Here is a 15,949-nt window from a genome sequence, read left to right as displayed (position 1 = left end):
CCCCAGCCCGCGCCCCCACCCCCCGTTGCCGCGGCCGCCCCGCGTCGCCCCGGTGACGAGCCGGACGAGTCGGTGCCGGGGCCCGAGGCGCTGCCCGACGTACCGCCGGGACCCACGAACACACCCCCGGGTCCACCTGCCGCCCCACCCATTCGCTGCCCCAACTGCCGCGCGGAGAACGCCCCGGACCGCACCCTGTGCATCCGCTGTGCCCTGCTCCTGGACCCGGGTCCGCCTCCCGAGGTCCGGCCCCCCTGGTGGCGTCGGATCCTCCGAAGGCGACCGCGTCAGGCGCCCACCGCCGGTACCCGGCCGCGGCGTCGGTTGTGGCGCCGCCCCGGTCTGGCGCTTCCGATCGTGCTGATCGTGGTGGCGTGCGGCGTCTGGTTCGCCCTGCCGCATGTGTCCGGCTGGTTCGGCTTCGCCAAGGACGAGACCGGGACGCCGGAGGCGGTGCCGCCCACCCGGTTCCGGGCCTCCAGCAGGGCTCCGGGCCACCCGGCGGGTGCGGCGTTCGACGGTTTCAACAATCGTTACTGGGCGCCCTCGGCCGCAGGTCCCGACGCCGGTGTGGGCCAGTACCTGGAGTGCGACTTCGAGCAGCCGGTACGCGTGCTGAAGCTGGTCGTCTTCTCCGGTACGTCGGCCAAGAAGGACGAGTTCCTCACCCAGGCCCGCCCGGCCAGGATCACCGTACTGCTCACCTCCGCCGACGGAAGCCGGGTAGCCAAGGAGATCCGGGTCAAGGACCAGCCAGGTCAGCAGACCTTCGACGTCCGCGGTTCGGAGATCGTCCGGGCCCGCCTCACGACGGACGCCACCCATGGAGCGGGCCCCGGCCGTCGACTGGCCGTCGCCGAGGTCGAGTTCTTCGGCCGAAGGCCCTGACCCGGCAAGGACCGCCGACGCTCGAAGGACCGCCCCGGATGAGCGACGCCGGCCCCGCCGAACACGGAGACGATCAGTCCGCGCGCAGGGCCACCAGTGCGCCCGCCTGCGCGAGGCCGCTCTCCTCGACGACCTCGCGCACGCTCTGCGCCTCGCGTACGAGCGCGAAGTGCACCCGCCCGTCGGCACCCGTCCGGTAGCCGTACACGGCAGGCCGCGGCAGCGAGTTGTACGAGAAGTGCGACGAGAAGTAGTACGCCCCGGTGTCATGGAGCGCCACCACGTCGCCGGGCTCGATGACCGGGAGCTCGCGCCCGGTCGCGGTCAGGTCCCCCGCGAAACAGCACGGGCCCGCGATGTCGACGATCTCGGTCGGGCCCTGCTTGGGGCGGCCCGCGGCGTCGAACACCCCGACGCGGAGCGGCCACGCACCGGGCATGAACACCGTACGGGTGGCCACCTGGGCCCCCGCGTGCGTTACCGCGATCTGCCGCCCCCCGGCGGACTTGGTGTATTCCACGACCGTTGCGACTGTTCCGCTCTTGGCCAGCAGGGAACGGCCGAACTCCGTGATCAGGGTGTAGCGCCCGTCGAACAGACCGGGTACGGCGCCGCGGAGCTCGGTGACGTAGTCGGCGTACGTAGGGCGGTCGTCCTCGCTGTCGAAGTTGACGGGCAGGCCGCCGCCGATGTCGAGCCCGGTGATCTGCGCGCGGCCCAGCTGTGCGTTGATGCGCTCGGCCAGTTCGTACGCGACGCGGATGCCCTCGGCGATGAGCGGCAGCGGGCAGCCCTGGGAGCCGACGTGTGCGTGCAGGCGGTTGAGCCACGGACGGCGCGCGAAGGCGTCGATCACCTCGTCGACCGCCCCGGGATCGCGCAGTGCGACGCCGAATTTCGAGGTCGCGGTCGCGGTGCTCATCGCATCGATGGCACCCGCCCCCACCTGGGGGTTCACCCGCAGCCCGATCGGTCCGGCGGCCGGTCGCCCGGCCAGCAGACGGTCGACGCGGGCCATCTCCTGGAAGTTGTCCAGGTTGATCGCGATGCCATGGGTGAGGGCGAACTCCAGCTCCTCGACCGTCTTCGCGGGGCTGTCGAAGACCAGCCGGTCGTACGGGAACCCGGCCGCCAGCGCCTGTTCCAGTTCACCGGGCGAGGCCACCTCGCAGCCCATCCCGGCCTCGGCGAGCAGCCGCAGCACGGGCACCAGGCCGCACGCCTTGGCCGCGAACGTGTGCCGTACCGGGGCGGGTCCTTGGAACGCCTCGTTCAGCGCGTCGACGGCGGCGAGCACACCGTCCACGTCGAGCAGGCCGACCACGGGCGAGCGCGGACCGAGCAGCCCGTCCTCGACGGCACGCGCCAGCGCCGCCGCACGCCGGGTACCGCGCTGCTCGACTGCTGAGCGGGCTGCCGAACCGGAAGTCATGTGAACCACAACAACAACCCTCCATCTGTCGCGTCGGCTGTACGTACAGCTTCGACGCGGAGGGGAAGGCGCGTCTTCGACCGACACGACGATGCCTGCCCGATTCCTTTGTCGCACCGGACAGCTCGACGATCAACGGCTGCTCGACCCGTGCGCTCTGCGAGCCGCGATGCGCAGCCCGATGTCCGCGAGGAGCCGCACGGTCGGGTCGGCCAGATCGACGCCGAACAGCTCCCGGGCCCGGCGCAACCGGTACCGCAAGGTGTTGGGGTGCACATTCAGGCGCCGCGCGGCCGTGCCCGTATCGCCGAACGCGTCGAGGTAGGCGGCGACCGACGCGCCGTACTCCGAACCGTGCGCGCGGTCGTGCTCCACCATCGCGTGCACGGGCCCCGACAGCGACTTCCACAACGGCTCGACCCGGTCGAGCACCCGGAGCACCGACGTGTCGGCGACCACCTCGCCGAACGCCGCCACCGCCGACACCACCTCCGCGACCGGCAGCCCCGCAGCCCGTTCCCGCAGCACCCGCACCACCAGCTCCGCGGCCTCCCGCGACGCGGGCAGCCCCGACAGGTCCGCTGCCAATGGCCCGACGCCCGCGAACACCACACTGCGCGGCACCGAGCGGGCCGTCGCCAGCAGGGTGCGCGCCGGATCGGCCTCACCGTTGCTCGCAGGGACCAGGACGTACAGCCGCCGCCCGGACCGCGCGGTCACGCACCCCGGCCGGTACGCGGCGGCCTGCAACGCGAGCACATCCAGAACCCGCTGCTCGGCGCCGCCCACGGACGCGGCGCCGCCCGCCAGGCTGTCGTACGCCTCCGCCACCATCACCGCGTACGGCCGGTCCGCCGCGATCCCGGCATCGTGCGCGGCCTGCGACGGGTGCGCGGTCCCGTCCAGGAGCGCGTGCACCGACTCCTCCCGCGCCCTGGCCGCCGCCCGGCCCCACGTCCGATGGTGGGACAGATGCGGTACGGCGGCCCGGGCAGCCGTGCGCAGCGCCGCTGCCGCACCCTCGGTGAGCGGCCGACCGTCGGCGGCGGCCCAGATGGACCCGAGCACCTCGGACCCGTGGCGCACGGCGATGGCCAGCCGCTCGGCGGACCGGTCGTCGGCGGGCCGGCGCACCACGTCGTCGGTGCTCCACAGCGCCTGGAAGAAGCCGCTCTCGCGCAGTTCGTCGACCCGCCAGCGAGGGACCTCCTGCCCGAGGATCGTCAGCCGGCGCATCGGATCGGGTTCGTGGTCCATCCGCGAGTAGGCCAGCACCCGCGACTGCGGATCCTCGATCGTGATGGCACCGCCGACCAGGTCCGCCACCGTATTGGCCAGCCCCGACAGATCGCCGAGCCGGAGCCCGCCCACCCCGTCGGTGCCGACCGATTCGGTGGCGGAAAAGGCCGGGGCGCTGTGCACCAGAGCGGTCCGCAACCGACCGAGCACCTCCGTCCACCCATGCCCCGGCCGCCGGGTCAGCAACGCCGTACGTCCCTGACCGGCCGCCTCCACCAGTGCCGCCCGCGGCCCGCGACCGCCCCGCCGCATGACCACGGCCGCGGCTCCGGCCCGGTCGGCGTCGCGCAGCACGTCGATCGCCTCGGGCGAGGCGACCTCCACACCGACGGCGAGCAGGATCAGCCCGGACGCCGCTCGGGCATCGGCGTCCCGTTCCTCACCGGGATCGTGCAGCACCACATCGGCCACCGGCACGCCGGTACCGCGCGGCGCCACGACGACATCGAGCATTCCGGGGGCGATCAGCCCGAGGATCTGCTCCAGCGAGGGCCCGGTGTCGCGCCGGTCCGGTTCATGCGTCGGCATCCACCCATCATGGTCGGCGGTTCCCGGCGGGAGCCATGGGCCGGACACCCGCTATGCGTGGAATCCGTCGAACGCGATGTTCAGGTGGCGGGGGCCGCGCAGCACGGCGTTCCGGCGGTACGGAGGCGGGTCCTCGACCAGGCGGGGGCTGTTGAGCCTGCGGGCGAGCTCGGTCAGGGCGAGCTGCGCCTCCAGACGGGCGAGCGGCGCGCCGAAGCAGTTGTGGATGCCGCTGCCGAAACCGAGGTTCTGGTTGTCCTTCCGGTCCGGGTCGAAGCGGTCGGGGTCGGGGAACCGTTGCGGGTCCCGGTTGCCGGAGGCCAGGAGGAGCCAGACGGATGCGCCCTTGGGGATGGTGACGCCGCAGATGTCGATGTCCGCGAGCGTGGTGCGCTGCGGAAGCAACTGCACGGGAGGCTCGAAGCGCAGGAGTTCCTCCACAGGCGGCGAGGCCGAGGGCGCCTCATGCGCCTCAGCGTGCGAGGTCGGCCAGGCCGCGCAGCCCTTGGAGCACTTCGGCGGCGGAGGGCACGGTGGCCGGGTCGCTGAAGTGCTGGATCATCACGCCGGACATCAGCGCGAGCTGGACGCTGCCGAGGCTTCGGACGGAAGACTCCTTGGTTCAACGGCTACCCGGCACCGAGCTTCGACCAGCGCGCCCAGCACATGTCCGAGCTGGCCTACCTGTTCGACCTGGCCCTGTTCCAGGACGTGAAGGAGGAGCAGGCCCGGTTTTGCGACCGGATGATCAGCACCTGGGTGGACTTCGCCCGCACGGGCCGGACGGACTGGCCGGGCTTCCGCGGCGCAGACGGTCACGTACAGACGCCGGCCTCGGACGCCTGGCAGCGCGCGGACTTCGCGAGGGATCACAACTGCCTGTTCTGGAAGAACCACCGCTGACCGGCCGCGGTCCTGGGCGTCGAAACCTGAAATTTTGTCCGTAATAGTCAGAAAAACTCTTGACCCGGGAGAAATAGGGAGGAGAATCTTCTATACACCAGAAAACCAGAGCGAGCCGCACCGACGGCGGAGACGTCCGTCGATCCGAGTGACCCACTCGTTGGCTCTGGCCAGGCCCCCGGCAGATCCTCTCGATCCCGGAATTTTCAGCGACGGTTGAAAGCTCGTGGAACCAAGAAGGACTACCGGGGACTGCATGTCCCGCACCCACGAACGGAATGTCGAAGGGCCCCACCGCGAGCGGTGGGGCCCTTCGACGTGTCACCGGCATCCTCATCCGGTCCGCGATCCGGCCGATCCGGACGAATCGGCCTAGCTGGAGAAGTACAGGTACTTCCAGGGCCCGTACGTCGTCGTGTTCACGGTGTCGCCGGACGACCCGTTGACGTAGACCGACCGCATACGCGCCTTGATCCCGGACTTCCCCGGCGCCTCCAGACGTACGGCCGACTTTCCGTTCGTGCCGAGCGGGAAGTACTGCGAGCCGGCGGAGTACCACTTTCCGCCCGAGTAGACCTGTAGGTCGAAGCGCTGGTCACGGCCCTGGTAGTAGGTCATGGTCGTCGTGAGCACCGGGTCGGTGCTCTTGTGGAACCAGTAGTACGACGTCGAGCCGATCTTGGCCGTCTTGTAGTGCTTGGAGACGGAGGTGGAAATCTTGACCCTGGCGTACGCCGTGGACTTCACCGTCCTGGGCTCGGTGCGGGTGTCCCCCTTGAAGACGGCGGTGACGTCCGTGTCCCGCGTCATGTCCACCGTCGCGGAGATGTTGCCGCTGGAGTTGACCGTCCCGGTCTTCAGCAGCTTGTTGGGCTTGTCGCTGCCGAAGGGGTTCGCCCAGATCTCGACCGTGCGGTTCTTGTACGTCGAGCCGAGGTGCGCGGTGAAGGAGACGTCGGCGCCGTAGTTGTAGACGTTGCCGTTCTTGTTGAGGGTCAGCGTCGGCTTCGTACGGGAGACCGTGACCTTGTCGGACGCCTTGGCCGCCGTGTGCTCGGCGTCACCCGCGTAGGTGGCCCGGTACGTGACGGTGCCGCCGGCCGGCGGGGTGTCGGTGAAGGCGTAGGAGCCGTCCGCCTTCACCGTGACGGCGGGCAGCGCCTTGCCGCTGGGGCTCTCCAGATCGGTGCGGGTGACCTGCAGCTTGGCACCGGTCGGCAGCGGCACCGTCGCCGTCAGCTTCCCGGTCACGGTGAGCGGCTTGCCGCGTGTGGCGGTCGACGGCGCGTTCACCGTCAGGCTCGGGACACTGAGCGCCGGGTCGGTGAGTACCTTGAGGGTGTAGCCGCCGGGCGAGGTCACGAGCGCGAAGATCCGGGAGGCGTCGGGGGCCCAGGCGAGGGCGGACGTGTCGGCGGCGTATGTGCGGATGGGCTTGGTCGCGCCGGGCCGGTAGACCGCCACGTTCGCGTCGTTGATCTGGGCGACCAGACCGTTGGGGGCGATGTCCGCGCGCTGCCCGGCCGGGTAGGCGCCGGCGGCGGTGAACTTCCCGTCCGCGTAGGCGTGCCGGTCCGTGCCGTCGACCAGCACCTGCGGGGCGCCGGGGACGAGGTCGATGTCGCTGACGTGGTTCAGCGAGTAGTCGCCGTTGTGCCAGGCGGTCACCTGGGGCGTGGCGCCGGAGACGTCGACGACGGCCATCAGGTCCTTGGTCATGTCGAAGAAGTCGGTCGCGCCGACGGCCAGCAGTCCGGGCGCGGACGGGTCGGTGTCGAGGAGCGCCGGGCTCCCGACTCCGGAATCCCCCGGGAGCTGCCCGAGCGTCACCGGGTCGGTCCCGCCGGCCGGGTCCACCGCCGGGTCGACCGAGCCCAGGTTGCCGTCGCCGTCCGACTGGTCTTCGTAGGTGAACCAGGCCTTGCCGCCGGCGAATTCGACGTACAGCGGGCCGATTCCGGTGGCCACCGGGTACCGGGCCTTGACGTCGAGGGTGGCCGCGTCGAGGGCCACGATCTCGTGGCTGACCCGCGCGGCCGCGTACAGGGTGGTGCCGTCGTCGGACAGGGCCAGGTCGAAGATCCCGTCGATGCCGCTCACCGAGTCGACAACGTTGCCGTTGTAGGAAGCGGCGATGATCCTGTCGTTCGTGTCGTCGCCGACGAAGACCCGCCCGCGGGCGCCGTCGACGACGATGCCCGCGGGCGAGCCGACGGTCGCGGTGACCGCCGACGCGGGACCGGCTGCGACGACGCTCAGCGCCGCCGAACTGAAGAGGACCGCGAGCGCTGTCGCGGTCGAGATGCTGCGCGTGCGCACAGTGATTTTCCCCCCACAAGGAAACCCGGTGGATGACCGGGAGCTCAGAACGCCGCGCAACACCTGGACGTGACCGCCAACATGGGGTGACGCGCGGGGCGCGGCTGCTGTCGAGCAGCGTATGGCATGACAGCGACAGACACAGAGGGAGTTTCCCGTACGGGAACCGGCGCGAGCACAAGTCGACCAGCTTCCGGGCCGGACGTCGCACGGTCGGTCGCATGATGCGCGCCACGGTCCCGGCGCCGTTCTTGCCCGTCGCTCCGGCGGGAGCCGCAGTGGCCGTCGAGGGGGAAGCGGGTTTCCGTGGCCCCCGCGTGGCTCCCTCACGCCGATGGCACCGGCCCCCCGTGGCGGGGCCGGTGCCATCTTCCAGGTGGTGCGCTCAGGCACCGTCAGCGCGGGACGTGGACCCTGGGCGTCAGCCCTGGCGCGCGTCCGTGACCTTCCCCGTGAGGAGGGGGCCCTCCATCCACTCGTCCTCCTTGAGGATGTACACCTGCATCCGCAGGGACTCCTCCGACTCGGTCAGCGCGTCGGTGACCGTGGGCACGGACACTTCGGTGCTCGTCTCGCCCTTGGGGACGGACACCCAGAGGGAGGGACTGTCCGTGGACAGGGGCCGCTCCGGGTCGGCGGCCTCGCCGAGCTCGGAGAGCCATTCCTTGTCGACGTCCTTCGTGGACAGCTCCGTGCCCTCGCGCACCGGCAGGAGGTCGAACCGCGTCTCGATGTTGGTGTCGGCGGGCTCTGAGAGCCCCACCTTCCAGGTGAGCTTCTGGCCCTCGGTGACCGAGTCGGCGACCGGGGTCACGGTGACCGTGGGCATGGGGTCGTCGTTCTCGACGAGCACGCCCCCGAAGGCGCCGCCGACCGCCGTGCCGCGCACGGCCTTGGCCGCGACCTCGTGGCGGAGGTCGTAGTCGTAGCGGGAGTTGCCCTTGACCGTGATCGACACGCCCACGGAGCCACCGGCCTCCACCGTCACGGTGCGGACGGTGGACTTGTAGGTCTCCGGGTCGAAGACGGCGAGCTTGATCACGCCGGTGCCCTTGCCGGTGACCCGGACGGGCACGCGGTAGGTGCGGGTGCCGGAGTCGCCCTCCTTGACCGTCAGCCTGCCGATGTCGACACGCGGGAGCGCGACGGGGCGTACCGCCGGGGTGCCGGGGCGCCAGCCCCAGGCGTCCATCAGCCAGAGCTCGCCGGAGCTGCTGCGCGGGGTGAGTTCCAGCGACTGCGTCCGCTTCAGGTCGACACCGGCGCTGACGGCGGCCTTCAGCGGGACGCGGACCTCACGCGCCCAGTGCGCGGCTGTCGAGTCGGAGTCGGGAAGGCCGTCGACGGTGACCTGACCGAGCCTCACCCGCTTGCCGGAGGTGTCGGTGAGGGCGACGTCGAGCCGGGTGCCCCGGGTGTTCGGCGGCACCATCACCCGCAGGGCGAGCGCGTCGGAGCCCGCCAGCGAGAAGGCGCGCTCCGGCGTCAGCCGGACCGGGGTGCCCGGCTTCGTCCAGCGGGCCGTGACCGCGTTGCGGCCCGGCTCACTGGTGGTGTCCGCCCAGGACGCGAAGTGCGGCGACTTACCGGGGTCGGAGTCCGGCCTACAGGCCCGGGTGGTGCTCGTCGTGATCTGCCGGCACACGCGCCCGTTCGTCACCGAGAGCGGAGCGTCGGGCCGGATCGCCGGGGTGCGGTTGCCGCCGACGGCGTGGGTCAGCACCTGGGCGGGGCCGGCCGAGGGCGCGCGCCGGTCGGAGCCGTCGAGCAGCGGGCGGACCCGGTCGTCGCCCGCGAGGAAGAGCCGCGCGGCGGCGGCGATGTAGGTGGTGCCCGCCGTCTGCTGCTGCTTGGCGCTCAGCCGGGTCTTGGCCCGTGCCGAGCAGACCGGGTCCGGGTTGTCCTCGTCGTCCCAGAAGTCGTCGGCGGCCGGGGCCTCGGCTTGGCCGGGCGTCCACTCCGTGTTGAAGAAGTTGTGGTTGGCGCCGACCATGTACACCGCGCTGTGCAGCGCTGTGCCCCGGCCGATGCCCCGGGTGCCGTCGAGGTAGATCTGGCCCTGAAGATCGCTCACATCGCCGTCACAGCCCGGCAGGATGGTCATGGAGGGCACGTCGGGCGTGGGGTTCTGGCCGAAGATGGTGGGGCCGATCAGGACGGTGCCGCGGATCCGCCAGCCCACCGGCCCCCGGTAGCCGTCCTCGGCGGGCGGCGGCGGGGAGACGCTGTCGAGGGCCGCCCGGTTGACGCCCTCGCCGCCCCGGGAGTGGCCGACCAGGAGCACCTTCGAGAGGTCCGCGGGCTCCGTCGCGCGCACGGCCTCGGGGGCCTTCGCGGGGTTCGCGCCCCACTCCGCCCAGCGGGCGAGGTGCCGGCGCACCAGGGACGAACGGGCTTGCGCCCCGAAGTCGGCCGCGCGCCCGTCCTGCGCGTTGACACCGTTCGCGGAGATGGAAACCGTCACATAGCCCTGGGACGCCAGGCGCTTCTGGTCGTGCAGAAAGCCGCGGTAGCTCGGGACCGCCTTGTGGCCCGGCTTGCACGGCCACTGCATGCCCGCGCTGTTCTTGCCGGGCTCGTAGCAGGTGGCGCTGCGGCCGTGGAGGAAGAGCGCCAGCGGTCGCTTCCCCGGCGCGTCCGTCGGGCCGACGACCGTGGCGCGCATCTCCACGGGCTCGGCGTAGCCCGGCAGCCTCACCGACTTCAGGACGTACTCACCGCTGATGGTGCGGTACTTACCGGCGACACCGGGGTCGACCGGGTTGGCGGGGAACGGGTCCTGGGGCGCCGCCGCGGCCGACGAGCGCCGCTGACCGGGTGCCTGGTCAGCCCCTGCGGCGTCCAGCCGCCGCGAACCGGCGACCACCTGGAGTTCGCTCACCGGTCCGACCCTCGCCCCGTCGAGGCGGAGCCGGAAGGTGCGTTGGTCGGGGGAGGGCTTCGGGACGCCGAGGGTCCGCTCCCCCGAGCGGAACTCGACCAGGGCGCCGCCCATGCCCACGGGCTCGGGCGAGCTCCAGATCAGCTCCCCGCTCTCGACACGCCACCCCTCCGGCAGCCGCTCCCCGGAGGAGCCCGGCGGCGCGCCGGGTATGGACTCGGCGGCCGGCTCTGCGTGCGCCGGCCCTGGCGCACCCGCCGCCAGCGCCACGGCCGCCAAGGCAGCCGTCAGCGCGCGTGAGACCTGTCTCACGATGGTGTCTCCTCGTCGTTGGTCGTGCTTCAGCGCCCCAGGAATCCCAGGAGCACCCCCCCGCACCGGGGAGAGGGTGACGTGTCGTCACCGGTTGTCCACCTCGGGAAATCTGACAGGAATCTGACAGGAGCCGAACAGGAGCCGAACAAGGACCTCGCCGGCGGCCGCGATCTGCCCGGCTGACGCACCGTCGTCGCCTTGGTCGAGGACGACGACGGCCGCCCATGCGGCGTGCGTGGCGGTGCGCCTGGCAGCGGCCGGTCCGGATTGCCGCGGCGGATGGTTCTTGCGGCCGCTGCCGTCCGGTGGCGACGCGATGACAGTCGTGTCGAACCGGGCCTGGATTCGGGGCAGGGACAGGTCGGGGGCGAGTATCGAGCCGGAGTGGAAGACCGGTTCGCGGTCCTTGTTGCGATCGTCGGGCAGGGCGACGGTGTAGCCGCGCAGGTCGCCGGAGGGCAGGACACGAGTGCGTACGAGGAGCCCGGCGTCCTTGAGCCGGTCGAAGAACTTCTGCCGTACAGCGGTGAATGAGACCAGAACTGAGACCGCGAACCTTGTCGGACAGAGCTCGGGCGGCCGTGGTCGAGTCATGGCAGCCTGAGTCGCCAGCCTTTGTCGGGAGGAACGTTTGGCGGGGTCGTAATACGCGTCATACACTTCCGGTATGCCGAAGACGAGGATCAGCATCAGCCTGGACAGTGATCATGCCGAGCGCATCCGGACTCACGCGGAGCGGGCCGGCATGGATGTTTCCGCTTATCTCGTCAACGCTGCGACCCGGCAGATGGCCGAGGTGGAAGCGGCCGAGGCGCAGTTCGCCCGACTTGACGCGGTGATCGCGGCAGCTGAGGCGGAGGCTGCCGCACTGGCACCGCTGCCTGAAGTCGCCGACGACGATCTCACGGAGCAGGAGCGGCAGGAGGTGCAGGAGGCCTTGGGGCTCGTCTATGGCGCAGACGGTCCTGCTACCCGATCCGGTAACGCGGCGTGACTGCCCGGGTGCCGGTCTACGACACCGGCATGCTGATTGCGCTCGCGGATCGCAAGGCGAAGGCCGTGCGTCTGCACGCCGGCCTCCGGGACACGCCGCATCGGGCGCTCGTGCTCGGACCGGTACTGGCACAAGTCTGGCGGCCCAGCCCTGCCACGGTGCATGCCCTGGCCGGGGTGATGAAGGACTGCACGGTGCCGCAGGCTCGGGGTTCGGCCCCAGCCATGCGCCCCACCAGCGTGGGGCAGACGGCCTGCATCATGTGCGCCACCGGCCCGGACATCACCGAATGGCAGCGCATCGGAAGCGCCCTCGGTGCGGCAGAGCTGCCACCGAAGAAGCGGCCGGACGCCGTGGATGCCCTGGTGGCTCTGACGGCGGCCCGACATGGCAGTGCCGTGGTCTTCACCAGCGATCCGGCCGACCTCGATGCCTATCTGAAGGCACTGGACGCCAAGGACGTGCACGTGGTGCAGATCTGAGAAGTCGGTCGGCGATCGTGTCCCCGGTGCGAGGGTACGGAGGAACGCAGAAGGCCCCGGCCGGTTTCCCGGTCGGGGCCTTCGACGTATTGCCCGGTGAGAGCAATGGCGGAGGATACGAGATTCGAACTCGTGAGGGGTTGCCCCCAACACGCTTTCCAAATGTTCGTCCGGGGGTCCGGGGAGGGCCGGGTCTGTCCTGACCTGGGGTCTCGCGAGTCGTCGGGTGGGTGCTGGACGGCGCTGAACGCGGGTGAATGAGACCAGAACTGAGACCAGAGCCCCGGGTCACACCTTCCTGACGACGATCGAGTCTGGAACCAGCCTCTCCAGGTCGTCCACGTCCGAGGTGAAGACGGTGACCTGCCCCTTCTGCTGCCTCGCGATGACGGCGAGGACCGCGTCGATCGCGTACTTGTGGCCGTGCAGCTTGGCGTCGGCCAGGAGCCGGCGGGCCTGGCGGGCCTCGTCCTTTCCGATGCCGGCGACCTCGAGCCGGGAGAGTACCCAGTCCCAACGCTGCTCGGTGGTTCTGCCGTCGTACGCCTCGACCAGCGTCATCGGTGACGTCACCACCTCGGCCTCGCCCTGGGCTGCGAGGTCGAGCCAGGCGATCATCTTCCGGTCGCCGCGCACGGCCAGGGACAGGGCTTCGCAGTCGAGTACGAAGATGCGCAGCGGTCGCTGCCCGTGCTCACCGGCCCGCTTCTTCACGCGGCCTCTCCAGCGCTGTGCTTTCCGGTGGCGCGGCGACGCTTGTGTTCGGCGTCGAGGTCCTCCAGCTCCCCGAACGCTGCCGCGCGCTCGTCTTCGGTGACGGGGCCGTGTTCCTCCTGCAGCCAGTCCACCAGTTCCCGCAGCCGATCCCGGTCGCGCTTGAAGCGCAGCGCCTCGGCGACGTACGCCGACAGGCCCCGTTCCGCCGCCTCTGCGCGGATCTCGTCAAGGAGATCCTCGGGGATCGTCACCGTTACCTTCTTGGTCGTCGCCATACAAGAGACCATACTCTCGGTATTGACCCCCTTACCAGCGCGTGCCGCGAACGGTGGCGTGGCCGGACGGCTCGTCCTTCATGGTGCCGTGAGGCGCAGCAGCCGCGCGTTGGCCTCGTCCGGCGCGAAACGGTCCGGGGCGAATTCCGTGGCGGACCGAAGTCCGAGCCACACCAGCATGGCGTGGTGTTCCTCATGTGCCGGGTCGGCGAGGATCACTTTGAGATCGCTGTAGCCGGGGGTGCCGCCGCAGTCCTCGGGCGGGCACGTCCCGGCACCGTCCATGCAGTACGGATAGTGAAGCCCGGCTGAGGCTGTCTGGACCTGCTCAACGGTGATGAGGTGCTCCCAGGAGTCCCCGAAGTCGTACGTGTACACGAAGTGGGCGCCCGGTTTGAGCAGGGCGGCCAGTGTGGCGGTGCGCTCGTCGCGGAATCCGAGTTCGCCGCCGGAACGGCCGTACTGGACACCGTCGATGGTGAACGCGTGCATGTGGCAGTTCTGCCAGCCCATCGCGTCCTGGATCACGGAATGAAGCCGGTCCAGGCGGATCGCGGCGGGCACCAGCAACTGCCGCCAAACCGGGGGGTCGTCTACGTCGGCGAGCTCGACGAGGATCCGCAACACCGCGTCGCCGGGCTCGGGCTCGCCGCGCATCCGGGCCGTCTCGGTACGGCCGTCCGCCGTCAACTCGGCGCATTCATCGGCGAGATGGACAGCGCCCAGGGAGACCAGGGCCTTCAGGACCCGTTGGATGTCGTGGTCGTTGGCGGTACGCAGATGCCCCAGACGGTCGGGAGACAGATCGTCGAGCACGTACAGCGGGCTGACCGCCTGCCACACCACCTCGTACAGGTCGCTGAGTGGCACCGGGACGGTGGTCGCGTACAGCCGCTGCAGCAAAGCCCGCAGACCCCGGCCGTACTCGTGCGAAAGTAGGGATTCCAGCCAGCCGGAGACCGTCACGGCCGGGCCGATGAGCGGCAGTGCGGCGAACAGCGCGCCACGCAGCTCGTCGGGGCGGTCCAGCAGCCTGGCGTTCTTCTTCACCGGTAGCAGGCGCCCGCCCGCGGTCCGCAGCAGTCGTGCCGCCTTCGCCCACTCGACCAGCAGTGTGAGGTGGTACAGCTCCTCGCTGGATTTCGTCTTGAACGTACGGTCCCCGATCACCGGGTCCATCCGGTCGTCGGTGTCCAGAACCTCCACCAGTGCTCGCGCGTCGGCAAGCGTCACACGGCCGGTCTGGGTCAGCTTGCGGCCCGCGCCGACCCAACCGACCAGCGCTCGCACCTGCTCGACGGTTCCGCCCACTGTCGCACCCATGCCGACCTGCCTGTTCCGGTTTGTATCCCGTATCACCCGAACCCAGGATGGCAGCACCGCCGGCGCACCCTGTGCTTCGCATGGGGCGACACGGAGGTGCCAGACTGTGACGGTGACAACACGCGACGAGGAACTGCTGGCCCGGGTCCGGGAGATGAGGGAGCGCGGCAGCGCGCCGAAGCAGATCGCGAAGGCGCTGGGGCTGCGCCCGGCCCAGGCCACCGCGCTGGTCAGACGGGTCGCCGAGGCGGCACTGGCGAATATCGCGCCGGATGAGCGGCCGGTGGTGGGCTGTTGGGTCAACGCGGGCTGGAGCGCGGGACTGGACATGGCCAAAGCCCCGGACTGGGCGGCGGCCGACCCCCTCGGCCAGGAGCCGGACCCGGGCACGGGCGGCTTCGCCCAGATTCTCCTGGCCCGCCAGGAACGTGCCAGCAGGGTGACAGTCACCGGGTTCCTGGTGGACGTCTACTGCCTGGGAGTCAAGAACGTCACCGACCCCGAGGTGATGGGGTCCGGATCCCTGACCACCTACGTACCGATGTACTACTCGGCCTTCGATCATCGGCCGCTGCCGATCGGCGTGGAGCAGGCGCAGACGATCGTGCACGATGCGGTCGCCTACGCCCGCGGTCTTGGCTTCGAGCCCGCGGGCGGCCTCGCCGACGCAGCAGTGCACCTGGGTGCCCCGCCCGGCGACCGGCCCGTCATCGGCTTCGGCAGGGACGGCAAGCCGTTCTACTTCTCCGGCCCCTACGACAACCCGCGCAAGATGGTCCAGATCCTCGAGCGCACCTGCGGTCCGGGCAACTACGACTACGTTGCCCATCTGTAGGAACGGGACGCGAGCGGCACGAAGCGGGGAGCACGAGCAGCGATACCGGTCGTACAGCAACAGGAGCCCAGCGGCGCTCCACGGGTCCGGCGCACCGAGCACGAGGCGCCGGTCAACCTGCTGACGGTGCTGGTGATATGACGCAGAAGCTGTGGTGCAGCGAAAAGACCCGCCGCCCCAGCACGGCCACCGTCTCGGCGGTCGCCGACGTCCTGGACGGCGGCGACTTCTATCCGCACGAGGCCATCGCGGCCTTCGCCTGGCCGATGCTGCTCCAGGCAGGCGGCCTCGCCCAGCTCACCGGCGGTCGGCTCGTGCTGACCACGCGCGGACGGGCCGCGCTGACCCGGCCACCGCACCTGACCATTCCTCAGCTGTGGCAACGCTGGCTGAACAACGGCCTCTTGGACGAGTTCTCCCGCGTCGAGGAGATCAAGGGCCAGCGCTCGGCGAACGTCCTGAGTGCCGCCAAACCGCGCCGCAAGCTCGTCGGCCAAGCACTGGTCGGCCTCACCCCGGGCGAGTGGATGTCCATCGACGGCCTGTTCACAGACATGCGCGCGGCCGGTCTGGATCCAGTCGTCCACCGCAGTGAACGCGCCCTGTGGAAGCTGTACCTGGAGGATCCGCAATACGGCAGCCTCGGCTACGACGGCCACCACGGCTGGTCCCTCCTCCAGGGCCGGTACACCCTGGCGGTGCTCTTCGAGTACGCCGCCACGTTCGGCCTCATCGACGTCGAGTACGTCCCCCCGGCG

General features: G+C 70.7%; 14 protein-coding genes and 1 pseudogene. 5 read left to right on the top strand and 10 right to left on the bottom strand.

Features of this window, described 5'->3' with window-relative positions:
- Window positions 1-357: 357 nt before the first annotated feature.
- The gene (locus OG953_RS20770) at window positions 358-888 is read left to right on the top strand and encodes a discoidin domain-containing protein (RefSeq protein WP_405686028.1); all 531 of its coding nucleotides are present in this window, start codon (window positions 358-360) and stop codon (window positions 886-888) included.
- A gap of 73 nt (window positions 889-961) precedes the next feature.
- Here the strand turns inward: OG953_RS20770 and OG953_RS20765 are convergent, their stop codons facing one another.
- The 3 genes and pseudogenes from OG953_RS20765 to OG953_RS20755 all read right to left on the bottom strand — a co-directional run.
- Complete coding sequence (locus OG953_RS20765; RefSeq protein WP_405686027.1) at window positions 962-2,320, bottom strand: diaminopimelate decarboxylase; 1,359 nt, start codon at window positions 2,318-2,320, stop codon at window positions 962-964.
- 132 nt (window positions 2,321-2,452) lie between these two features.
- Window positions 2,453-4,147 carry a PucR family transcriptional regulator gene (locus OG953_RS20760; protein WP_405686025.1) on the bottom strand — a complete coding sequence of 565 codons (1,695 nt, stop codon included), beginning with the start codon at window positions 4,145-4,147 and terminating at the stop codon, window positions 2,453-2,455.
- Between the two features lie 51 nt (window positions 4,148-4,198).
- Window positions 4,199-4,594 (bottom strand): annotated as a pseudogene (locus OG953_RS20755) (cytochrome P450); the annotation flags it as partial.
- A gap of 219 nt (window positions 4,595-4,813) precedes the next feature.
- On the opposite strand from OG953_RS20755, the gene OG953_RS20750 reads away from it, so the two are divergent.
- Window positions 4,814-5,050 carry a hypothetical protein gene (locus OG953_RS20750; protein WP_405686023.1) on the top strand — a complete coding sequence of 79 codons (237 nt, stop codon included), beginning with the start codon at window positions 4,814-4,816 and terminating at the stop codon, window positions 5,048-5,050.
- 372 nt (window positions 5,051-5,422) lie between these two features.
- Here the strand turns inward: OG953_RS20750 and OG953_RS20745 are convergent, their stop codons facing one another.
- The 3 genes from OG953_RS20745 to OG953_RS20735 form a co-directional block, all read right to left on the bottom strand.
- The gene (locus tag OG953_RS20745) at window positions 5,423-7,369 is read right to left on the bottom strand and encodes a YncE family protein (RefSeq protein WP_405686022.1); all 1,947 of its coding nucleotides are present in this window, start codon (window positions 7,367-7,369) and stop codon (window positions 5,423-5,425) included.
- A 421-nt stretch (window positions 7,370-7,790) separates the two neighbouring features.
- Complete coding sequence (locus tag OG953_RS20740) at window positions 7,791-10,562, bottom strand: hypothetical protein (protein WP_405686021.1); 2,772 nt, start codon at window positions 10,560-10,562, stop codon at window positions 7,791-7,793.
- An 87-nt stretch (window positions 10,563-10,649) separates the two neighbouring features.
- Entirely contained in the window at window positions 10,650-11,159 is a 510-nt protein-coding gene (locus tag OG953_RS20735) for a hypothetical protein (protein ID WP_405686020.1), read from the bottom strand.
- 73 nt (window positions 11,160-11,232) lie between these two features.
- Between OG953_RS20735 and OG953_RS20730 the strand changes: the two genes are divergently transcribed.
- Window positions 11,233-11,559: a hypothetical protein gene (locus OG953_RS20730; RefSeq protein WP_405686018.1), complete on the top strand. Its 327-nt coding sequence runs from the start codon at window positions 11,233-11,235 to the stop codon at window positions 11,557-11,559.
- 8 nt (window positions 11,560-11,567) lie between these two features.
- Window positions 11,568-12,041, top strand: coding sequence for a hypothetical protein (locus tag OG953_RS20725; protein ID WP_405686017.1), 474 nt, complete (start codon window positions 11,568-11,570; stop codon window positions 12,039-12,041).
- Between the two features lie 288 nt (window positions 12,042-12,329).
- Here the strand turns inward: OG953_RS20725 and OG953_RS20720 are convergent, their stop codons facing one another.
- The 3 genes from OG953_RS20720 to OG953_RS20710 all read right to left on the bottom strand — a co-directional run bounded on the left by OG953_RS20720 (window position 12,330) and on the right by OG953_RS20710 (window position 14,356).
- On the bottom strand, window positions 12,330-12,755 hold the full coding sequence (locus OG953_RS20720) for a hypothetical protein (protein ID WP_405686016.1): 426 nt from the start codon (window positions 12,753-12,755) through the stop codon (window positions 12,330-12,332).
- Window positions 12,752-13,033, bottom strand: coding sequence for a CopG family transcriptional regulator (locus OG953_RS20715; RefSeq protein WP_381359860.1), 282 nt, complete (start codon window positions 13,031-13,033; stop codon window positions 12,752-12,754). The genes OG953_RS20720 and OG953_RS20715 overlap by 4 nt, the downstream gene beginning before the upstream one ends.
- A gap of 78 nt (window positions 13,034-13,111) precedes the next feature.
- Window positions 13,112-14,356: a plasmid pRiA4b ORF-3 family protein gene (locus tag OG953_RS20710; RefSeq protein ID WP_405686014.1), complete on the bottom strand. Its 1,245-nt coding sequence runs from the start codon at window positions 14,354-14,356 to the stop codon at window positions 13,112-13,114.
- Between the two features lie 106 nt (window positions 14,357-14,462).
- Between OG953_RS20710 and OG953_RS20705 the strand changes: the two genes are divergently transcribed.
- On the top strand, window positions 14,463-15,191 hold the full coding sequence (locus OG953_RS20705; RefSeq protein WP_405686013.1) for a hypothetical protein: 729 nt from the start codon (window positions 14,463-14,465) through the stop codon (window positions 15,189-15,191).
- Here OG953_RS20705 and OG953_RS20700 read toward each other — a convergent pair.
- Window positions 15,173-15,853: a hypothetical protein gene (locus OG953_RS20700; protein ID WP_405686012.1), complete on the bottom strand. Its 681-nt coding sequence runs from the start codon at window positions 15,851-15,853 to the stop codon at window positions 15,173-15,175. The genes OG953_RS20705 and OG953_RS20700 overlap by 19 nt on opposite strands.
- Window positions 15,854-15,949 lie beyond the last annotated feature (96 nt).

The organism is Streptomyces sp. NBC_00057, from assembly GCF_045041165.1.
GTDB lineage: Bacteria > Actinomycetota > Actinomycetes > Streptomycetales > Streptomycetaceae > Streptomyces.
The sequence above is the reverse complement of the archived record's forward strand: the minus strand, read 5'-3'. Positions and strand labels throughout refer to the sequence as shown.